This window comes from Pandoraea sp. 64-18, from assembly GCF_001899225.1.
GTDB lineage: Bacteria > Pseudomonadota > Gammaproteobacteria > Burkholderiales > Burkholderiaceae > Pandoraea > Pandoraea cepalis.
In genome coordinates, this window is the sequence record NZ_MKVU01000022.1 from 202,161 (window position 1) to 223,163 (window position 21,003).

Below are 21,003 nucleotides of genomic sequence, written 5' to 3' on the forward strand. Positions count from 1 at the left end.
CATGCAATGTGTCGAGATGACGGAGGCGGGGATCGGCGCAGTACGCGTCAGTCCCAGTGACTGTCGCTGGCGAGCAATGCGATGCAGTCGCCCGGTTCCACTCGGGCGAACGTGCGCATGCACATCACCGTGCCATCGCTGCGGAAGGCGATTTCGCGGGGTGCCTCCCACGGGGCGTGCGGATCGAACAGACGCCCCGCCAGTTGCCCCTCGCGCACGTCGTCGCTCAGCCGGAACGCGGGCTCAAAGACTCCGCCCCGCGGCGCGTAGACGTAATGCCTCGGCCCCTGCACCGCCATGACGCGGGTGTCGTGCGACGGTGCCGGGCCGTCCTCCGACGTGACACCCAGCGCGCGCAGAACGCGTTGCAGACCGGCTTCGACGATGGCGAGGTTGGCGGCGTCGCAACCCGCGCCACCACCAAATTCGCCGCAGAGAAATAGTTTGTCGTGGCGTTGCGCCGCAGCGCCGAAAGTGCGGTCTTCGCCGAGCAGATCCATGACCATCGTGTACGGGGCACCGAAGGCGCGAACCAACTGCAGATAGCTTGTGCGGCGCACGGCATCGACGGGCGGCGCGGCCAGCAAGGTCGGCGTGTGGTCGAACGACGCCCCGCCAGCGTGCAAGTCGATCACGACGTCGGCACGGGGCAGCAACTCGGTCTCGACGTAGTGCGCGATCATCTCGGTCGGCGACCCGTTACGCGCGCCGGGAAACAGCCGGTTCAGGTTGCCCTTGTCAATGGGCGACGTGCGCGTGCCGTTCGCGAACGCCGGAAAATTAAGCCCTGGAATCACGATCAAGCGGCCGCGAATCGACATGGCGGGCAGGCGCCGCATCAGCTTCATCAGAGCGATGGGGCCTTCGTATTCGTCGCCATGATTACCGCCCGTGAGCAGCACCGTGGGCCCCGTGTCCGGGCCCGCGTTCAGCACGGCGACCGGAATCGGGACATGGCCGTAAGCAGACCGGTCGTGAGAGTAAGGCAAGCGCAGCGTGCCGGTCTGAAGACCGGTGCGCTCGTAGTCGATATCGGAAGCGATCAGGGAAGCAGAGTTGTGCATGACGAGAGAGTGAAAAGCCAGGCGACGCCTAGGGTGAATTCACTATCGCAGACGCAAAAATGCTTGACCAATGCCGTTCATTGACCTGGGTGATGCCTCAAACGCATCGCCCGAAGCCGCGGCGGTTGCCGCCGCATTTCGTGGTCCCCGTGGTCGTCAAGCCGCCTGAACGGTCGCCAACTGCTCGATGAACCGTTGCAGGGCGGGCTGCGGCGGATGCTGGGCCGAGTGACAGAAGGCCAACGGCAGCCGCACCGAGAGATCGCGAATGGCGGCAAAACGCACGCGTGCCGGCGGCCGGTCGCGGTTCGCATCGTTGACGATCGCCAGCCCGACACCCGCAGACACCAGCGACAGGATCGCCGCCTCGGTCGACACTTCCTGACGAATGTCGAGCGTCAAGCCGCGCTCGGCGCATGCGGCGATCAAACGATCGTAGTACGCGGGATAAACCGCGCGCGGAAAGGCCACGAAGGGGTGCGCGCGAAGCGACGCGATGTCCACGTCTCCCTCGCGCCCCAACGGCCAGTCTGCCGGCACTGCGAGGACGACATCGTGTTCGAGCAGGGGCACCTCGGCGCATCCTTCGCGCAACGCGCCGAAACGATAACAAAACCCGCCGTCCAGCGTGCCAGCCGCGATGGCGTCGAGCTGCTCGGGCGTGTTCATCGGTATCAGTTCGAGCGCCACGTCTGGCGTGGCGCGCTGAAAGGCATTGAAGGCGGCGGGCACCAGACCATCCCAGGACGCGTTCTCGACAAAGCCGATGCGCAACCGGCCGGTGACGCCCGACGCGAGGCGCCGTGCGGTACGGTTCGCGCTTTCGACACGGGCGAGGATGTCACGGGCTTCAGCGAGATAGGCCGTTCCGGCAGCGGTCAGCACGAGGCCGCGCGCCGTGCGCGTGAAGAGCGCCGCCCCGATGGTCTCTTCGAGATCCCGGATCTGCCGGGAGACGGCCGGTTGCGTCACATGCAGAATTTCGGACGCCGCGCGCACGCTCAACTGCTCTGCCACCGCAATGAAATATCGAAGATGCCTGAGTTCCATGGTCTGGCCGAGGAAGGTGCTTCGTGTCTCGCCTGCGCAGACAGCCTCCGCGCGACGGGTCGAAGTGCGAGCAGTCTACCGGAAAAGCCCGACGCCGCCGCGCCCGGCAAGCCTGGCGACTTGGCGGTATATTGGTCGTCCCGCGGCGCTGCGCGTCGCTCCAACACAAACGCATCGATCCTCATGTCCGATCTATCCGCCGATCTGTCCCAGTTTCCCATCACGCGCAAGTGGCCTGCCGCGCACCCCGAGCGTCTGCAACTGTATTCGCTGCCCACCCCCAACGGCGTGAAGGCCTCGATCATGCTCGAAGAAATCGGGCTGCCTTACGAAGTGCACCTGGTGAACTTCTCGACCGACGACCAACTCTCGACCGAGTTTCTCGCGCTCAACCCCAACAACAAGATTCCCGCGATCCTCGATCCCAATGGCCCCGACGGCAAGCCGATGCCGCTGTTCGAGTCGGGCGCGATTCTCTGGTATCTCGCCGAGAAGACCGGCAAGCTGCTGCCCGCCGATCCGGCCGCGCGTTACGAAACGCTGCAATGGGTGATGTTCCAGATGGGGGGCGTGGGGCCGATGTTCGGTCAGGTCGGCTTCTTCCACAAGTTCGCGGGCAAGGACTTCGAAGACAAGCGTCCGCGCGACCGGTACGTGAACGAAGCGAAGCGCCTGCTTGCCGTGCTCGACGCGCGCCTGGCGACACACCGGTGGATCATGGGCGACGAGTACACGATTGCCGATATCGCTACGTTCCCGTGGGTGAGAAACCTCGTCGGCTTCTACGAGGCGGGGGAGCTGGTCGGCTTCGACCAGTTCAAGCACGTGCGACGCGCGCTCGACGCGTTCGTTGCGCGTCCCGCCGTGATTCGAGGCCTCGACATTCCGAAGCGCTCCGCCTGAGCCCCCGGATCAGGCCGGAACGTCGACGCGACGATCGGCCTGTCACTGCGAGCAGGGATGCGTTTAGTTGCGCTCACGCCGGACGTCGGACAAACGATCCGGCGGGCTCGATGCGCCCCGCACGAATTACGGCGAAGCAGGCCCCGATGCGGCTGGCGTCGGGCGCGCCGGCGTCACGAACTGCGTCGCCGGCGACGGTAAGCCGCCCGCCGAGCCGGACGGCAGCGCCGCACCGTTCGACGACGCCGCGCCCGGGCCGTTCCACTCGCCCGGCACGCCCGGAATCGTGGTGCCATATGGCGTGCTCGCGGGCAGACCTGACTCGGGCTGCGCCAGCACGGCCGACGCGACCGGCACCGGCAGCGGCCCGCTATCGCTCGCAGTGGTGGGCGTGGCGTCCGTCGTTGCCTGGACGGGCGCCGGTGCCACCGAATGCTTCACCGGCGCCTTCGCCTTGTGCGCCGGTTCGGGCGTCTTCGTGAACAGCCCCGTCACCCAATCCGAGACGCGCGTCCACCCGTCGCTATACCAATGGTGGTTATCCGGCGCTTCGAACTTCGCATTCGCATCGATCACCTTCGAGCGCAAGGCGCGCGAGAACACGTCGCCGACGATCGGCAACGCGCTGTGCGCGCCCTGCCCCCAGTAATCGCTGCGCAGCGTCACGCGACTGTCGTTGAAGCCGACCCACGCCCCCGCCACCAACTGGGGCTGCATGAGAATGAACCAGCCATCGGCATTGTCTTGCGTCGTGCCGGTCTTGCCCGCCACATCGGCGCGAATGCCGAAACGTGTGCGAATCGCAGTGCCCGTGCCGCGATTGATGACTCCCCGCAGCGTATCGAGCAACGTGTAGTCGTCGTTCACGGAAAGCGCTCGCTCGGCGCGCGCGGGTGAGAACGTGGCGAGCACGTCACCGTCGCTGTTCGTGATCTCGGTGACCATCGTCGGCTCGCGATACTCTCCGCCATCCGCGATGGTGCCGTATGCGCTCACCATCTCCTTGAGTGAGACAGGGCTCGTGCCGAGCGCCAGCGACGGCACCGGATCGAGCTTGCTCTCGCGCACGCCCATTGCCCGCGCCAGGCCGGCCACACGCGACGGCCCCACGTCCTGCATCAGTTGTGCCGTGACGGTGTTGCGCGACTGCGCCAGCGCGTCGCGCAACGTCATGGGCTTGTTGGTCGGCGCGGTGTCGTCGCTCGGTCGCCAGATCTCGCCGCCCGCAAGCGGAATGTCGACGACCTGGTCGACGATGGTGTCATCCGGCGTTCTGCCCTTGACGAACGCGGCGCCATACACGAAGGCCTTGAATGTCGACCCCGGCTGCCGCCGCGCCTGTTGAACGTGATCGAAGGGATCGGTCATAAAGTCGCGGCTGCCGACCCACGCGCGAATTTCACCCGTGCGCGGATCGAGCGCCAGAAAGCCGGCTTGCACCCGGGTCTTCGTTGCGCGCAGATTCTGCATGAACGTCTTGTCGGCGAGCAGGCGCTTCATCGCCGCGTCCGGCGCCTCTCCTCCCGCCACCGCGTTGCGATACTCCGCCGATTCGCGCACGAACGCATGCACCAGCGCCGCGCTGTCGCGCCAGCCACCGCGTGCCGACCAGTTCGCGTCGGCAATACTCTGCAGTTGATTGGCCTGATGCGTGAGCGCCTGCGTGGCCATCGTCTGCAAGCGCGAGTCGATGGTCGTATGCACGACGAGGCCGTCGGAATAAATGTTGTAATCGTGACGATCGGCCCAGCCGATCAGCCACTTGCGCAATTGCTGGGCAAAGTGCGGTGCGGGCCCGGGCTCCTCGGTCTGCCGTTCAAAGTTGATGCGCAGCGGGCGTTTCTGCAACGCGGGGAGCTTCGACGCATCGAGCCCTCCGAACTTGACCATCTGGGCGAGCACGGTATTGCGACGTTGCAGCGCACGCTCCGGGTTGATCACCGGGTTGTAATAGCTGTTGCCCTTGAGCATGCCGACGAGCGTGGCGGCTTCGAGCAAATCGAGGTGGTCGGCCGACTTGTCGAAGTACGTGCGCGCGGCCATCTCGATACCGTACGCGTTGTACAGGAACGGCACCGTGTTCAGGTATGTCTCGAGAATCTCAGGCTTGGTGTAAAGCGCTTCGATTTTCAGAGCGGTGATCGCTTCCTTGAGCTTGCGCGTGAGCGTGGGCGCCCGGCCGATCTCGTCCGGATACAGATTGCGCGCGAGCTGCTGCGTGAGGGTCGACCCGCCCTGCCGGTCGCCGGAGAACGTGTGCAGCGCCGCCGATGCGGTGCGCTTCAGGTCGATGCCATGATGCTCGTAAAAGCGGTGGTCTTCCGTCGCAACCAGTGCCTTGACGACGTTCGGAGATACGTCTTTCAACGGCACCCATTCACGGTTCGCCGGCCGGAATTCGGCAAGCAGCTTGCCGTCGGCCGACAGCACCTGCGCCGGTCGGTCGATCCTGGCGCGCCGGATGTCGCGGATGCTCGGCGTGAATGGAATCAGGATCAACGTGTACGCGACAAGCAGGCACGGCAGCGCCGCGACGGCGATGAGCACGCCCCGGCGCGTGGGGTGACGCACGTGAAACCACGCACGGGCCGCATACGGCTTCAGGGGTTGCGCGAGACGCAGACCATGCCGGCCCGTCTGGGCGACGGCATGCAACAGCGACGAGAACAGCGACGAAATCGGGCGCTTCACGATGGGGGATGGCGTGGCAAAGTCCGCATCCTACCAAAACCGACGGACGAACCCGGCAAGCTCAAGGCACGATCGGCGCCGGCGAGTCCGGTTCGAGCTTGCGCCACACGAAGCCGATATGCTCGCGCATGATGCGGCGCGCCGCTTCGGGCTGGCGGGTACGGATGGCCTCCCACAGTGCAAGATGGTGCGCGAGGATAGTTTCCGACGCCTGCTCGCGCAGATCGAACAGCCCCGAGTTGTTGAGTGAGATGTGCTCGTGGAGCATCTTGGTCACGCTGCCTTGCAGGTGTCGAAGCATCGCATTGTGCGACGCGTTCGCGAGCGCCGTATGAAAATCACCGTCGAGCCGTGACTCGCGCACCGTGTCGCCGCGCTCGTGCGCGTCGACCAGTCCATCGACCAGTTCGGACAGGCGCGCAAGATCTTCATCGGTCGCCCGCACGGCCGCCAGATAGGCGGTGGTGCCCTCCAGCATCAGGCGAAACTCGAGCATGTCCGGACGCAATTCCGGATGATCGCTCACGAGTTGCCGCCACGGCGAAATCAACCCCGTCTGCAGACGATCCGAGACATAAACGCCCGACGCGGCGCGCGTCTTGAGCAAGCCGCGGGCAACGAGACGCTGAAGCGCGGCGCGCACCGTCGAGCGTGCCACGCCCAGCGACAGCGCCAGCGCACGCTCGGACGGAATGCGCTCGCCTGGCGCCCATACGCCTTCGATCAATCGGGTCTCGAGTTCGCGTGTGATGCGCTCGGTCAAAGTGGGACCGCTCACGGTGACGTCTCCTGCAATCGGACAGATGCGTGCGTCGATGCCGACGCGGCGCCCAAGTTGCGACACACGAGCACCTCAATGCCTGGGCGTGCGTCGTCGGCGCGTGTTTTGCCTATGCCGCGATTTTGCCCTGTCGGCTCGCATTCACAGCAACTGGTACGACCAGTTTGCCCGAACGTTTCACGGGTGTCGATCATCGCGTCAGCCGGACGACACGTCCGTGCCAACCGTCGTGCCAACCGCCATTCAGACGCGGCCGCGCGCACGGCGACACCGCCTGACCAAGCCTTATAGCAATCGATCACCAAATCGAGGAGACGCAAGTGGAAGTGTGGGTACAGAACTACGTGCCGGGTGGCACGCTATGGATCGCGGCGCTCATGGCCGCGCTACCGATCATCGTATTCTTTGTCGCCCTGGCGGGACTGCGCATGAAAGCGCATGTCGCGGGCGCGCTGACCGTTGGGATCGCACTGATCATCGCCGTCGCTTACTTCGGCATGCCGGCCAGAATGGCCGCCATGTCCGCCGTGTATGGCTTCGCTTACGGTCTGTGGCCCATCGCCTGGATCATCATCACTGCGGTCTTTCTTTATCGTGTGGTCGTCAAGACCGGACAGTTCGACATCATTCGCAGCTCGGTGGTCTCGCTGACCAACGACCAGCGGCTTCAGATGCTGCTGATCGGTTTCTCGTTCGGCGCGTTTCTTGAAGGTGCGGCGGGCTTCGGCGCGCCGGTGGCCATCACCGCCGCGCTGCTCGTCGGCCTCGGCTTCGAGCCGCTGCGCGCCGCAGGCCTGTGCCTGATCGCCAACACCGCGCCCGTAGCCTTCGGTGCGATGGGCATTCCGATCATCGTGGCGGGTCAGGTGAGCGGCATCGACGCATTCCATATCGGCGCAATGGCCGGACGCCAACTGCCGCTGCTCTCCGCCTTCGTCCCGTTCTGGCTCGTATTCATCATGGACGGCAAGCGTGGCGTCAAGGAAACGTGGCCTGCTGCGCTTGTGGCGGGGGGCAGTTTCGCCGTCGCGCAGTACTTTTCGTCGAACTATATCGGACCGGAACTGCCGGACATCATCTCGTCGCTGTTCTCGCTCGTGTGCCTCGCCAGCTTCCTGAAGGTGTGGCAGCCGAAGACGTCCGCCGCGCGGGCCCATTCCGGCGTGTCGATGTCGGGCGGCAGCGCAGCCCTGGGTGGATTCGGTGGTCTTGGTGGCGGATCGGCGCACGGCGCGACAGCGTCGCCCTACTCCGCCGGCCAGGTCCTGCGTGCCTGGTCGCCGTTCCTGATCCTGACCGGCATGGTCACGATCTGGAGCCTCCCCGCCTTCAAGGCACTGTTCGCCGCGACAGGCCCGCTGGCGTGGACCGTGCCCTCGCTGCACGTGGCCGGGCTCGACCGCCTGGTGTCCAAGGCCGCGCCCATCGTCGCCAAGACAACCCCGATGGACGCCATCTTCAAGTGGGATGCCCTCTCGGCGACGGGCACGGCGATCTTCATTGCGGCACTGCTCTCGATGGCCCTGCTGCGCATGAAGCCTGTCGACGGTGTGAAAAGCTTCTTCGAAACCGTCATGGAGCTGAAGAAGCCCGTGCTGGCCATCGGTCTCGTGCTGGCGTTTGCATTCGTCATGAACTATTCGGGCATGTCGACGACGCTTGCGCTGTTGCTCGCGCACACGGGCGCGGCGTTCCCGTTCTTCTCGCCGCTGCTCGGTTGGCTGGGGGTGTTCCTGACCGGTTCCGACACGTCGTCCAACGCGTTGTTTGCGAGTCTGCAAAGCACCACCGCGCAGCAGATCGGTGTGTCGAACACGCTACTCGTGGCCGCGAACACCACCGGCGGCGTGACCGCCAAGATGATTTCCCCGCAATCGATCGCGGTGGCTTGCGCGGCCACCGGCCTGATCGGCAAGGAAGCCGATCTGTTCCGCTTCACCGTCTGGCACAGCCTGATGTTCGTCTTGCTCGCCGGTGTGATGACGCTGGTGCAGGCTTACTGGCTCACGGGGATGCTGGTGCATTGAGTCGGTCGTCGTTGTAGACACTCGCCGTGGCGCCGATTGTGTGCCGCGGCGAGTGTGTCGTCCCCTGTTGGAGAATCCCATGAAAGCGGCCTTGTTCGTCCCCTGTTTCATCGATGCCCTGTTTCCCGAAGTCGGCATCGCCACGCTGGAGTTGCTGGAGAAACTCGGCGTGAGCGTCGATTACCCGCGCCGTCAGACCTGTTGCGGACAGCCGTTGGCCAACAACGGCTGCGAAGCCGACGCCGCGGGCGCCGAGTCGCTCTTCGTCGACAACTTCGCCGGTTACGACTACATCGTGGCGCCGTCGTCGAGTTGCGTGCATCACGTGCGCAAGCACCTGAGCGCAGCGGGCGAGTCGGAGCGCACGGCCGCCGTTCGCGCCAACACCTACGAACTCACCGAGTTTCTCCACGATGTGCTCAAGGTCCGCCACTTTCCCTGGGCCGAGTTTGCGTACACCGTCGGGCTGCATAACAGTTGCAGCGCCATCCGCCACCTGCATGCGGCGTCTGCCAGCGAGATTCCCGGCGAGCCATGGTCGAAGGCCCGCACGCTGCTCGACGGCGTGCGCGGCATCCGCTTCGCGGCGCCGCGTCGTCCCGACGAATGCTGTGGCTTCGGCGGCACGTTCTCCGTGTCCGAGCAGGCCGTCTCGGTCAAGATGGGGCAGGACAAGGTGCAGGACCACCTCGACGCTGGCGCGCAGTTCATCGTCTCCGCCGACATGTCTTGCCTGATGCATCAGAAAGGTTGCGCGGCACGCGCGCAGACACCGATGCGCTTCCTGCATATCGCTCAAGTCCTCAATGGCGTCGACCTCGACACCCTCGCGCCGGCGGCGCATGCGCAGGTGACGGCATGAGCCGGGCCGAGCGCGTGAATCACGCCAGACAGGCCGAGGCGTTTCTCGCGAAAACCGCGCACGTGGCATTTCACGACAAGCGCCTGTGGGATCTGCGGATGAAGCGCGACGCGCAGGCCGCCTCCATTGGCGAGTGGGAAACACTGCGCACCCTCGCGTCGCAGATCAAGGAACACACGCTCTCGCGATTGGGAGACTACCTCGACCAATTCTCGACACAAGCCGAAGCCAATGGCGTAAAGGTTCATTGGGCGCTCGACGCCGCGGCGCACAATGCCATCGTCCACGGCATTCTTGCGGCGCATGGCGTCAAGACACTCGTCAAGAGCAAGTCGATGCTCACCGACGAATGCGAATTGCGCGAGTATCTCGAACCGCGCGGCATCGAAGTCATGGAGACCGATCTTGGCGAGCGCATTCAGCAGCTCGACAAGCAGCCGCCGTCGCATGTCGTCGTGCCTGCTGTGCACAAGCTGCGGGGCGACGTCGCAAAGCTGTTCGGCCGCACGCTCGGCACCGATCCCGACAACGACGACGTGCACTATCTGGCCGAGAGTCAGCGTCAGACCACGCGTCCGGCGTTTCTCGAAGCGGGCGCCGGCATGACCGGCTGCAACTTCGCCGTCGCGGAAACGGGCACGGTCGTGGTGTGCACCAACGAGGGCAATGCCGATCTGTCGGCCAACGTACCGCCGGTGCACATCGTGTCCATCGGCATCGAAAAGCTGATTCCGCGCACGGCCGACCTCGGTGTTTTCATCCGCTTGTTGTCGCGCAGCGCCCTCGGGTCGCCCATCACCCAATACACGTCGCACTTTCGCGCGCCGCGTCCGGGTACGGAGATGCATTTCGTCATCGTCGACAACGGCCGCTCGGCGCGTCTCGCGATGGACGACTTCTGGTACTCGCTCAAATGCATTCGCTGCGGGGCCTGCATGAATACGTGTCCGGTCTACCGACGCAGCAGTGGCCTGTCCTACGGCAGCACTTACGCGGGCCCGATCGGCGCCATTCTCAATCCCGCCTCCGACCTCAAGCGCTACAGCGCGCTGCCGTTCGCATCGACGATGAATGGCAGCTGCACCAACGTCTGCCCGGTGCGCATCAATATTCACGAGCAGTTGTACAAGTGGCGGCAGATCGTGGCAGAGGAAGGTGAATTGCCCCGCGTCAAGCGCAGCCTGATCAAGGTCGCGGGCAAGCTGCTCGCCAATCCGGTGCTGTATCGCACATCGATCAAATCGATGAACGTCGCCCTGCACCGTCTGCCGAACCTGGTGCTCTACAACCCCCTCAACACGTGGGGCAAGGGGCGCGATCTGCCCGACGCCCCTACCCAGACCTTCCGCGACTGGTACGACGCCAATCGAACATCGCGCGACGCGACAAGCAAGGAGACGCCATGAGCACGTCCCGCAACGAATTTCTCGTGCGCGTGCGCGCCGCGCAGCGCGTATCGCTGCGTGATGACGAACGGACTGTCGACGGGGCGTACGAACCGTTTCCCTTGCCCGTACTGCCGGTCTTCGAGACACCCGAGGGCGACCGGTGCGAGCGCTTTGGCCTGAATCTCGTTGCGATGGGCGGCAAACTCGCGACGCTCGACCACGCGCATGAGCTGCCCGGGTGGCTTGCCGAGCGGTTCCCCGGCGTGACGCCCGTCACCGCAACGGCGGAGGCCGCCTCGGCGGCACCGCTTGACGTCGCGCGCGCGCCGGCATCGCTGCATGACGTCGACGTCGCCATCGTGCGTGCGCGCTTCGGCGTTGCGGAGACCGGCTCCGTCTGGCTCTCCGAGCAGGAGTACGGAGTGAACGCGCTCGGCTATCTCGTGCAGCATCTCGTGGTGTTGCTCGACCCACGCGACATCGTCGATGGCCTGCAGGACATCTATCGATTGCCCGACTTTGCGTCGGCGCGTTACGCGGTCCTCGTCACCGGACCGTCCGCAACGGCCGATATCGAAGGCGTGCTGATTCAAGGCGCCCAGGGCGTGCGTTCCCTCACGGTAGTGTTGCTGCCTCGCGACTGAATGCGTCCCAACGCAGCTCGGCGCCGCGACGCTTTGTCGCACAGCGCCCCTGCGTTCTCCCGCACTTGACGCGCATCAAGTTCGCCACGGAAGGCGGCTTCTACCATCGGTCGGGCTCACTCACGACTATGGAAACCACCATGAAGCTCTCTCTTGGCGCTACGGCCATCGCCGCCGCATTCGTCAGCTGTGCCGCCGTCTTCAGCCCATTCGCGGCGGCACAGGCAACGTCACAAACGACCGACAACGCCCCGGTCGAGTCAGCCAAACGCTTCGGCTTCATCAAGGACAGCTCGCAAGGGATTTACGCCGGCGACATCCTCGCACGCGTTCGCGTCATCGGCATTTTGCCGGACTCGCATGCAAGCGGCAGCGTGTTGCCAACGCTGGGGGTGAGCGTGAACAACGCCATCGTGCCGGAGCTGGATTTCAGCTACATGATTCTCGACAACGTTGGTGTTGAACTGATTCTTGGCATGTCACGTCATCAACTGACGTCCAGCATCGGGAACCTCGGCAGCCTGAACGTATTGCCACCGACGCTGCTGCTTCAATACCACTTTAATCATGCGGGCAAGGTACGTCCGTATGTCGGTGCAGGCGTCAACTACTCGCGCTTCTGGAACAGCAACCTGCAGGCGGGCGGCACGCCGATCTCGATCACGAACCACAGCTTCGGTCCGGCACTGCAAGCGGGTGTGGACGTTCAAATGACGAAGCATCTGTTCGTCAACATCGATGTCAAGAAGGTCTGGATGAAGACGGATACCTCGCTTGGCGGCACCGATCTGGGCACGCTCCACATCGATCCGTTGATCGTTGGCGTGGGGCTTGGCGTAACGTTCTGATACCCCTGCGGGCGCGCAAGAGAAACGTTCGGGTCAAACGCCGAAACGCGCTGGCCGTTACAAACGGCCAGCGCGCTCGCCCGTGCCTTGCTGGGCAGCACCGCACCCGCACACACGCGGCGCCCGGGGAGGCGCCGCGCAATGTCCCCTCAGAGCGGGCGACGCAAAAATCCCTTTTAAAGCATGCGTCGCAACGTATCGTCGCGACGGAAGTAGTGGTGCCACAGCGCCGCCAGCGCATGGAAGCCGATCACCCAATAGAACGCGTTGCCGATCGTCTCGTGAATCTCCTTGATCGAACGCCCCGTCTGTTCGTCTTTCGCAATGAACTGCGGCAGCGCGATATCCAGGCCTGGAATCGTGAGCGGATGCCCCTGGGCATTGAGCGTCAGATAGCCCAGCACCGGCTGCGCAAACATGAACAGATAGAGCAGCAGATGTGCGGCCGACGACCCGGCTCGCGCCCACCACGCTTGGCCTGGCAGCGCCGCCGGCGCGCCCTTGATCAATCGAATGAGCAAGCGCGGCACGGCCAGCACCAACACCGCGAGCGCAGCCCATTCGTGAATCGTGAGTGATAACGCACGTGGCGCACTCCCTCTCGGCAAATAGCCTTTGATAATGACGGCGGCATAGGCGATCACAATCAGCAATGCGATCACCCAGTGAAAGAAAACCGAGGTCGGCGCGTACCGCTCACCGGGCAAGAGCGACGAACCGCGCGAGCGGAACTTGATCGTGTTATCCATCTGGGGAGTTCCTCGAGTTTGGGGTCCCCCATTATCGCGTTCGTCCCGCGACAAGAAAAGGTCGCCAATTGTCACATTTGTTACCCAACGTTCCCCCCTGACATTCGGAATCCTCCTTCCCATAGGTAGATCGACTATGCCGACAATACGTCTGAAGCGCGCCCCCACTCGATGTTCGCGCCGCGCTGCGATGAACCTCCTTGGCCGACGCACGCTCGGTCGGCCTTTAAGCCCCGCTCGCGGGGCTTTCTTTTTTGCCCGTAACGCTCGCCCCCCTTTTCTTCCGCCCCCTCCTGTCCTCGCAGGTCCGATGCACACGACGGGAGCCATCACCGAGCCGTCTCGCTGCGGAGCAACAATCGCCATGTACATCGGTGAAATCAGCTTATCGCGGCGATGCGACGATAGGGCTGTGAACTATCCGAGAGAATCGGTGCACAAACGCAAAAGCGGCAATTTCCGAACGGTGCTTCAGGCGAGTCCGAGTCAAACGATCGGACGACACCGCAAAGTGTTGCGTGAAGCCCTCACGGCACTGGTCATCGCTCGACTTGCGGGCCGATAATGGTGACCAGGATTACGGAGGACAGACCATGCGAAAAATCGCGCTGCCCCAGGGCGACACCGTGCCGGTACTCGGCCAGGGGACTTGGATGATGGGCGAGAAGCCGGAGCGGCGTCGCGAGGAGATCGCGGCGTTGCAACTGGGTGTCTCGCTGGGCATGACGCTGGTCGATACGGCCGAAATGTATGGAGAAGGGGCGACCGAGTGTCTCGTGGGCGAAGCGCTCGACGGACTGCGCGATGAAGTATTTCTCGTGAGCAAGGTCTACCCGCACAATGCCTCGCGACGTGGCGTGATCGCCGCTTGCGAGCGGAGTCTGGAACGCCTGCGCACCGATCGCCTCGACCTCTACCTGCTGCACTGGCGCGGCGACGTCCCGCTCGAAGACACGATTGCCGGCTTCGAAGCACTGCGTGAAGCGGGCAAGATCCGGCACTGGGGCGTGAGCAATTTCGATACGGACGACATGGAAGACTTGTTCGAGCTGCCCGGCGGCGACCAGTGTGCGAGCGATCAGGTGCTGTACAACCTTTCGCGGCGCGGTCCCGAGTATGACCTTGTCCCGTGGCTGGCGGCGCGCGGTCTGCCGATGATGGCGTATTCGCCGATCGAACAGGGACGGCTGCCGGCAAAAGGCGCACTCGACGACATCGCCGCCGCGCGCCATGTCGCACCGCTGCAGATTGCGCTTGCCTGGGTGCTGAGCCGCCCGGGCGTCATCGCCATTCCCAAGGCGAGCACGGACGCTCACGTACGCGCCAATCGTGCTGCCCATGACATCGATCTGACGGCGGAGGAACTATTACGAATCGATCATCAGTTCGAAGCGCCGTCGCGAAAGCGTCCGTTGGAAATGATCTGAACACATTCCTGAATTTTGAAGGCGTTCAGGGGTACGTACTTAACCCGGTACACTAGGCGCTTTCGTGTTTTCGCAGGGCGGCTTCATGAATGATTCACGTCCCGTCGTCGTTATCGGGGGCGGTTTGGTCGGCGTATGTACGGCCGCGTATCTTCAACGCGCCGGACACGCGGTGGTGATCGTCGACCGGCAATCGGCACGCCAGGCGGCGTCGCTTGGCAATGCGGGCTGCATCAATGGCTCGTCGGTCGTGCCCATCGCCATGCCCGGCGTGCTGTGGCAGGTACCCGGCTGGTTGATGCAACCGGAGGGTCCGCTGGTGCTGCGTTGGGGGTACCTTCCGCGCATGGTGCCATGGCTGATGCGCTTCGTCGCCGCCAGTCAGCCCGCACGTGTCACCGCGCAGGCGCGCGCGTTGCGCGCACTGCTCGGCCCCGCGCTCGACGCCTATCAACCGTTGCTTGACGATGCGGGCGCAAACGATCTCGTCACGCGTCGCGGCTATCTCATCGCCTATTCCAGTCAGAAGGGTATGGTGGGCGACGAAGGCGGGATGGCGCTGCGCCGCGACAACGGCGTGCACATCGAAACGCTGGATGCGAACGCATTGCGCGAGTTCGAGCCCACGCTATCGCATGACTTCGTCGGTGCCCGCTATATCGGCGAGACCGGCCACACGCCCGATCCCGGCGCGCTGTTGGCGCGCTTGACGGCGCAAGTGGTCGCGCGGGGCGGGCGAGTTGTCGATGCTGCCGCCACCGCCATCGAGACCAATGGCGCGCAGGCCGTGGCCGTGCACACCAACCGGGGCCGCGAAAGCGCAAGCGCCGTAGTGATCGCGGCCGGTGCATGGTCCGCACCGCTTGTGCGCCAATTGGGCGACACCGTTGTCTTCGACACCGAGCGCGGCTATCACGTGGAAATTCCGACGCCGCACGAGATGCCCTCACGTCCCGTCATGTGGGCCGAAGGCAAGCTGTTCGCCACACCGATGAACGGCCGTCTTCGCGGTGCGGGCACGGTCGAACTGGCCGGTCTGCAAGCCTCACCGAACTGGCGGCGCGCCGATCTGCTGCTCAATCAGTTGCACAAGATGTTCCCCGGCGCAGTGAACGGGACGAAGCCGACACAGTCGGTCGACGGTGCACGCTGGCAAGGATTCCGCCCCAGCACGCCCGATTCGCTGCCGGTATTGGGCGCGGCGTCGAAGGTGCCTAACGCTTTCTATGCATTCGGCCATGGCCACGTAGGTCTGACCGCCGCCGCCTCGACGGGACGCACGATTGCAGCGCTGGTGTCCGGCGAGCGGCCCGCCATCGACCTCTCGCCCTTCTCCATCGGCCGCTTTCGCTGACGGGGCAGGATCAGGCGGAGGACAGCGGGCGTGATCGTTGCGCCCCCTCCTTCGCCAATCCTCACGACGCGCTGCGTATCGTCATGACTTGCAGACGGACGCGACGATATCGCACGAGCGCAGGCGCAGCGCGGGATCGTAGATGTCGGTGACGAGCATCAGCTCATCGGCCTGCGTACGCTCGACCAGATCGGACAGACCGGCCCCCACCCGCTCGGGGCCACCCACCACGGCCACGCCGAGGAACGCTTCCACCGAGTGCCGTTCGGCCGGATCCCAGCGCGCGTCCATATCGTTCACGGGCGGCTGCAATTTCAGGCTTTGCCCGCGCATGAGCGCCAAAATCTTCTGCTGCGCGGACGTTGCGAGAAATGCCGCTTCCTCGTCCGTGGGCGCGGCCACGACCGGCACGCCCACCATTACGTAGGGCTTATCCAACGCTGCCGAGGGACGGAATCGCTCGCGGTAAAGCCGAAGTGCGTCGAACAGGAACCGCGGGGCGAAGTGCGACGCGAACGCATACGGTAGCCCCAAATGCGCCGCGAGTTGCGCGGAAAACAACGACGAGCCCAGCAACCACACCGGAATATCGCTGCCCGCGCCGGGCGTTGCGACAAGCCGTTGTCCGGGCTGCGCGGGCGCAAGCAGCGCGCGCAATTCGGCGACCTGCTCGGGGAAATCGTCGCCATCGGACAATCGGTCGCGACGCAGCGCGCGCATGGTGGCCTGGTCCGCACCGGGTGCGCGCCCCAAGCCCAGATCGACACGCCCCGGATACAGCGCGGCGAGCGTGCCAAAGTTCTCGGCAACGACCAACGGCGGGTGGTTCGGCAACATCACACCGCCCGACCCCACGCGAATACGCGACGTCTTGCCTGCAACGTGACCGATCAACAGCGCCGTCGCCGAACTCGCGATGCCGTCCATGTTGTGGTGTTCGGCCAGCCAGAACCGCGTGAAGCCCAATCGTTCAACGTGCTGCGCCAGTTCCGTGGATTGTTTCAGGGCATCGGCCACCGTGCCGCCGGCACGCACCGGCACCAGATCCAGCATTGAAAGGGCCGTCTTCGACAAACTGCTCATGGGAGTCTCCAAGTTCCTGCGCGCGCCCACTCCGCATGTCGACCCGCAGGCTTCCAGGCTCCCTCACACCGGATGACGCGCACCATCGCCACAAAGTATAGTGACGAAGGTCCCAAATCCCCAGTAGGCACCTTTCAGTTGAATAGTCACCAATTAGTAACCATGAACAAACTTGCCCCATTCGTTTTCGAGGAAACCTGCGTGCCGCGCCGCGTGCTGGAGCTCTTCAGCGTGAAGTGGACGAGCATGGTGTTGTACGCGTTGCAGTGCGGCACCACGCGCACGGGGGAACTACAGCGCCGCTTGCCGGGGATTTCCAAGAAGATGCTCACGCAGACGTTGCGCGAACTCGAACGCGACGGTCTGATTCACCGCGAGGTGTTTGCCGTCGTGCCGCCCAAGGTCGAGTATTCGCTCACGCCGCTGGGTGAATTGTTCATCGAGCCCATCGAGATGCTCTACCGCTGGGGCAATCAGCACGCCGACGTACTCGCCCAACTGAGCCTGCGCCGCGGCAAGCGGGCACAGGCTCAGGATTCCGGGGATTCCGGGGACGCTACCGACACGACGGCCCCATAAGATCAACGATTCAGCAACCGTCCCAGACGCATCATCGTGACATTCACGCCAAGGTGCCGCATCGACGGTTGCACGATGACGCAGTTGTCATAGGGCGTGACGATCACCTCGTCGCCATCGCGGGCGATCTCGGTGCCGGCCTTCTCGATCACTTCGAGCCCGGTGAACGGCTGCGAGAAGCGGAAGTCCATCGAGCGCGCCACAACCGGCTGCGTGATTTCCACGAACTTCTGGCGGGCGGGCTGCGTCTGCGTCAGGTACGGCGCCATGTCGGCTTCGGCCACGACGCCCGCATGAATCAGGAAACGCGCCGCGCAATCGAGCGCGACATCGCGGGCGCTCCCCGCGAAATGCTGACCGGTTTCGATCAGCAGTGCGTTCTTCGGGCTGGCCGGGTCGCCGAAGCCACCGTAATCGCGCATGCGCGTGCCATTGGCGTGCCCCTTGTCGACGATCACGTGCTCGGGCGTGCCGAGTTCGGCGGCGAGGGCGATCGCCTTCTCCAGCGGACCGGTCATCATCAGCGGCGCGGACGCCTCGTGCATCGAGTGGATGTCGAGCAGCAGATCGACCGTGTCGATGAACGGACGCATCGCACGGGCACGCGCGAGCTCGCGGCTCTGACGCGCTCCGTCGAGCGTCGATGGCGTCCAGACGCGGTTCATGTCTTCGTCGAGGAAACGGGTAGCGTCGGCATTCTCCGCGCTGAATAGCGCGTACGCACCGATATTGCCGAAGCCGAGCGACAGACGGCCCGCCGTGGGACGCACACCGGCGGCAAGCAACGTATCGACCGCGATGGCGCCGCTCACTTCGTTGCCGTGCGTGAGCGCGAGAATCATCACGTGCTTGCCGGGCTTGCCGCTGTCGAACGAATGTAGGTAGTCGATGCCAGTGTTGCCTTCGCGCCAGCGGGCGATGTCGGGGAACGAGACTTCGATGGGGTACGCCGGCAGGGCGGCGCGGATCGCTTCAAGCGTGGTCATGAAAATGCTCCACAGAGGATGTCGCGAACGACGACGTCTCGGCAGGGAATGGCGAACGATGTCGTTGCGGCGGGATTCAGTTCATCGGACGATGGCGCCGGTGCAGGAAGTGCATTGCATGCCGATCGTCCGGGGCGTCGATCAAACCTTGGATACGCGGGGCGAGCCGTGCGTCATGCCGGCGATCTTGCCGGCGCGCACCCGGCGGCCGAGCGATATCACTGCGGTAACGCTGAGTACGGCGGTCGCCATCACGTAGAAGCTCGGCGCGAGCTTGTTGTGCGTGGCATCGATGAGCCAGGTCACGATGAGCGGTGCAAACCCGCCGAACAGCGTCACCGAGAAGTTATACGACAGCGCCAACCCCGTGCCGCGCGTGCTCGTCGGGAAGATGTCCGCCAGCAGGGCGGGCAGCGGCGCGAGACTCACGGCGATGAGCAGACCGACGAGCGCCTGAACCATGAGCAGCGTCTGGAACGTCGGATATTTGTTGAGCAACACGAACAAGGGGTACGTCGTGACGCCCACGAGAATGAGTGCCCAGAGCATTACGCGAATGCGACCGAAGCGATCGGAAAGGTGGCCCACGACCGGGGCGGCGATCATCAGCATCACGCCGGTGACGACCGCGCCGATGAACGATGACGTCGCCGGAATATGCAGTTGCTTGACGGCATACGTCGGCATGTAAAGCTTGTGGACATAGTTGAACGCTGTGGCCGCCGCGACAACCCCTGCGCCGAGCAACATATTGGCGCGATCACGACCGAAGACCTCGCGCAGCGGCGACGTTTCGCGCTGCTTTTGACCGAGCTTGTTGAAGTCGGCCGTCTCGTCGATATTGCGGCGAATGTAAAGACCGACCGGGCCGATGAGCAAGCCCACGGCGAAAGCGATACGCCATCCCCATGCGCTCAGTTGATCGGCGGTGAGCAGCAGGCTCAGCAGCGCAGACACCCCGGCGGCGAGCACGGTGGCGAGACCCTGCGTCGACATCTGCCAGCTCGCGAAGAAGCCACGGCGTTTCGCGTCGGCATGTTCGACCATGAAGGCCGTGGCGGCGCCGAACTCGCCGCCCGTCGAGAAGCCTTGCAACATGCGGGCGACGATGATCAGGAGCGGCGAGAAAATGCCGATCTGCGCATACGTCGGGGCGAATGCGATCATGGCGGTGCCGAGCATCATCAAGGCGATGGATACCGTGAGCGACGCCTTGCGGCCGGCACGGTCAGCGTAGCTGCCCAGAACGATCGAGCCCAGGGGACGCGTCACGAAGGAGATGCCGAAGGTGCCGACGGAGAGCAGCAACGACGTCGTCGGGTCGTGCGAGGGGAAGAACAACTGCCCGATCACGATGGCGAAGTAGCCATAGATCAGCAGATCGTAAAACTCAAGTGCATTACCGATGCTCGCGGCGCAAATTTCGCGCCACGGGTTGTGGGGTTTGGCGTTGTGGGTCATGCCCGGCTCCTCTGGATCGCTGGCGTTGGGGATAAGTGTGAGATGGCCCCGGGGCGCCACGAAGGCGCGCAGGAGCCATCAGCCAGTCTCAGGAAGCGGAGTGTAGGCGGCAGAAAAAGAGGCTTCGTGCCGATTCGGCACGCACGGGTGCTGATTGAGAAGTCGGCGCGTGCATCACTGAAGAAACTGGACGATGGCCGCCACCGTCGCCTTCGGCTGCTCCTCCATCAGCCAGTGGCCAGCCCCCGGGATCACCACCCCCTGCACATTGGCGGCGGCCCCACGCGCCACGGTTTCCATCATGGTGCCGAACGATTTTTCGCCGCCGATGGCGAGCACCGGCATCGGCAACGGGCCTTTGGCGAGGAAGGCTTTGTTATCGATTGCGTCCTGGTCGAAAGCGTGGAACTGCTCGAAGCCGGAATGCATGGCACCGGGCAAGGCGTAGAACTTGGCGTAGTGCCGGCGCGATGCCTCGTCGAAGTTTTTCGGATTCGCCGAGAAATCGTTCCAGAAGCGATCCAGGTAAATGCGCTCGCGGCCTTTCACCAGCCGTTCCATGTCCGGCCCACCAAATCGGAAGTGCCACAGCAGCGGGCTCTTCAGGATTTCCTCCCACGGGCCGACGCCGGGTATCGGGGCATCCATCAACACGAGTTTGGACACGCGCTCGGGCTGCTCGGCCGCGAACGCGTAAGCGACCATGTTGCCGATGTCATGGGCGACCACGTCGACCTTGCCAATCTGGAGCGTGTCCAAAACACCGGCGATATCGCGCGCTTCGTTCTTCTTGTCATAGCCGGTCGCGGGGTGGTCGGAAAGCCCCATGCCCCGCAGATCCGGCACGACCACCGTGTGAGTGGCGGCCAGCTTCGCGGCGAGCGGCGCCCACATGTCGCCGGTCTCACCGTAGCCATGCAGCAACACCACGGCAGGCCCATGGCCGCCGACGCGAACGTAAATCTTTGCGCCGTTGGTCGTAATGGTCCGCGTCTTGAAACTCGCCGGAAATGGCACGACTGCGGAGAAGGCGGGGCCGACGGGCAAGACGTACAGCGAGGCAAGCAACAACAGAAAAGAGAGCATCTTTCGCATTTCTAACCTCC

Annotated in this window: 18 protein-coding genes; 9 read left to right on the forward strand and 9 right to left on the reverse strand. The window is 64.2% G+C overall.

Annotated features, from left to right (window positions below; genetic code table 11):
* Positions 1–47: 47 nt before the first annotated feature.
* Positions 48–1,064, reverse strand: a complete 1,017-nt coding sequence (locus BGP02_RS21190) for a succinylglutamate desuccinylase/aspartoacylase family protein (protein WP_261939252.1) — start codon at positions 1,062–1,064, stop codon at positions 48–50.
* A 156-nt stretch (positions 1,065–1,220) separates the two neighbouring features.
* A complete protein-coding gene (locus BGP02_RS21195; protein WP_017233086.1) occupies positions 1,221–2,114 on the reverse strand; it encodes a LysR family transcriptional regulator in 894 nt (297 codons plus the stop codon).
* 183 nt (positions 2,115–2,297) lie between these two features.
* Here BGP02_RS21195 and BGP02_RS21200 point away from each other — a divergent pair, with 183 nt between their 5' ends.
* Positions 2,298–3,017 carry a glutathione binding-like protein gene (locus BGP02_RS21200; protein WP_039830110.1) on the forward strand — a complete coding sequence of 240 codons (720 nt, stop codon included), beginning with the start codon at positions 2,298–2,300 and terminating at the stop codon, positions 3,015–3,017.
* Positions 3,018–3,143: 126 nt separating this feature from the next.
* Here BGP02_RS21200 and BGP02_RS21205 read toward each other — a convergent pair whose 3' ends face one another.
* Together BGP02_RS21205 and BGP02_RS21210 are read right to left on the reverse strand one after the other, a co-directional pair.
* Positions 3,144–5,672 carry a penicillin-binding protein 1A gene (locus tag BGP02_RS21205; protein WP_502688505.1) on the reverse strand — a complete coding sequence of 843 codons (2,529 nt, stop codon included), beginning with the start codon at positions 5,670–5,672 and terminating at the stop codon, positions 3,144–3,146.
* Between the two features lie 97 nt (positions 5,673–5,769).
* The gene (locus tag BGP02_RS21210) at positions 5,770–6,486 is read right to left on the reverse strand and encodes a FadR/GntR family transcriptional regulator (protein WP_150562346.1); all 717 of its coding nucleotides are present in this window, start codon (positions 6,484–6,486) and stop codon (positions 5,770–5,772) included.
* A 323-nt stretch (positions 6,487–6,809) separates the two neighbouring features.
* Here BGP02_RS21210 and BGP02_RS21215 point away from each other — a divergent pair, with 323 nt between their 5' ends.
* The 5 genes from BGP02_RS21215 (at position 6,810) to BGP02_RS21235 (ending at position 12,258) form a co-directional block, all read left to right on the forward strand.
* Positions 6,810–8,516, forward strand: a complete 1,707-nt coding sequence (locus BGP02_RS21215; protein WP_286799196.1) for a lactate permease LctP family transporter — start codon at positions 6,810–6,812, stop codon at positions 8,514–8,516.
* 79 nt (positions 8,517–8,595) lie between these two features.
* The gene (locus BGP02_RS21220; RefSeq protein WP_017232548.1) at positions 8,596–9,378 is read left to right on the forward strand and encodes a (Fe-S)-binding protein; all 783 of its coding nucleotides are present in this window, start codon (positions 8,596–8,598) and stop codon (positions 9,376–9,378) included.
* Positions 9,375–10,784 carry a lactate utilization protein B gene (locus tag BGP02_RS21225; protein WP_286799197.1) on the forward strand — a complete coding sequence of 470 codons (1,410 nt, stop codon included), beginning with the start codon at positions 9,375–9,377 and terminating at the stop codon, positions 10,782–10,784. Before BGP02_RS21220 ends, BGP02_RS21225 begins: the two co-directional genes overlap by 4 nt.
* The gene (locus tag BGP02_RS21230; RefSeq protein WP_286799198.1) at positions 10,781–11,410 is read left to right on the forward strand and encodes a LutC/YkgG family protein; all 630 of its coding nucleotides are present in this window, start codon (positions 10,781–10,783) and stop codon (positions 11,408–11,410) included. The genes BGP02_RS21225 and BGP02_RS21230 overlap by 4 nt, the downstream gene beginning before the upstream one ends.
* Positions 11,411–11,550: 140 nt before the next feature.
* On the forward strand, positions 11,551–12,258 hold the full coding sequence (locus tag BGP02_RS21235) for an OmpW/AlkL family protein (protein WP_051060084.1): 708 nt from the start codon (positions 11,551–11,553) through the stop codon (positions 12,256–12,258).
* 176 nt (positions 12,259–12,434) lie between these two features.
* Here BGP02_RS21235 and BGP02_RS21240 read toward each other — a convergent pair whose 3' ends face one another.
* Entirely contained in the window at positions 12,435–13,007 is a 573-nt protein-coding gene (locus BGP02_RS21240) for a cytochrome b (protein ID WP_017232552.1), read from the reverse strand.
* A gap of 593 nt (positions 13,008–13,600) precedes the next feature.
* Between BGP02_RS21240 and BGP02_RS21245 the strand changes: the two genes are divergently transcribed.
* Entirely contained in the window at positions 13,601–14,434 is an 834-nt protein-coding gene (locus BGP02_RS21245) for an aldo/keto reductase (protein WP_017232553.1), read from the forward strand.
* Positions 14,435–14,519: 85 nt separating this feature from the next.
* Positions 14,520–15,788: an NAD(P)/FAD-dependent oxidoreductase gene (locus tag BGP02_RS21250; RefSeq protein ID WP_261939255.1), complete on the forward strand. Its 1,269-nt coding sequence runs from the start codon at positions 14,520–14,522 to the stop codon at positions 15,786–15,788.
* An 81-nt stretch (positions 15,789–15,869) separates the two neighbouring features.
* Here the strand turns inward: BGP02_RS21250 and BGP02_RS21255 are convergent, their stop codons facing one another.
* Positions 15,870–16,871, reverse strand: a complete 1,002-nt coding sequence (locus BGP02_RS21255) for an LLM class flavin-dependent oxidoreductase (protein ID WP_286799200.1) — start codon at positions 16,869–16,871, stop codon at positions 15,870–15,872.
* A 162-nt stretch (positions 16,872–17,033) separates the two neighbouring features.
* Here BGP02_RS21255 and BGP02_RS21260 point away from each other — a divergent pair, with 162 nt between their 5' ends.
* A complete protein-coding gene (locus tag BGP02_RS21260) occupies positions 17,034–17,450 on the forward strand; it encodes a winged helix-turn-helix transcriptional regulator (RefSeq protein WP_150562337.1) in 417 nt (138 codons plus the stop codon).
* Between the two features lie 2 nt (positions 17,451–17,452).
* Here the strand turns inward: BGP02_RS21260 and BGP02_RS21265 are convergent, their stop codons facing one another.
* The 3 genes from BGP02_RS21265 to BGP02_RS21275 all read right to left on the reverse strand — a co-directional run bounded on the left by BGP02_RS21265 (position 17,453) and on the right by BGP02_RS21275 (position 20,992).
* Complete coding sequence (locus BGP02_RS21265; RefSeq protein WP_286799202.1) at positions 17,453–18,436, reverse strand: M14 family metallopeptidase; 984 nt, start codon at positions 18,434–18,436, stop codon at positions 17,453–17,455.
* A 141-nt stretch (positions 18,437–18,577) separates the two neighbouring features.
* Positions 18,578–19,897, reverse strand: coding sequence for an MFS transporter (locus BGP02_RS21270; protein ID WP_286799203.1), 1,320 nt, complete (start codon positions 19,895–19,897; stop codon positions 18,578–18,580).
* Positions 19,898–20,071: 174 nt separating this feature from the next.
* Positions 20,072–20,992, reverse strand: coding sequence for an alpha/beta fold hydrolase (locus BGP02_RS21275; RefSeq protein ID WP_286799204.1), 921 nt, complete (start codon positions 20,990–20,992; stop codon positions 20,072–20,074).
* Positions 20,993–21,003 lie beyond the last annotated feature (11 nt).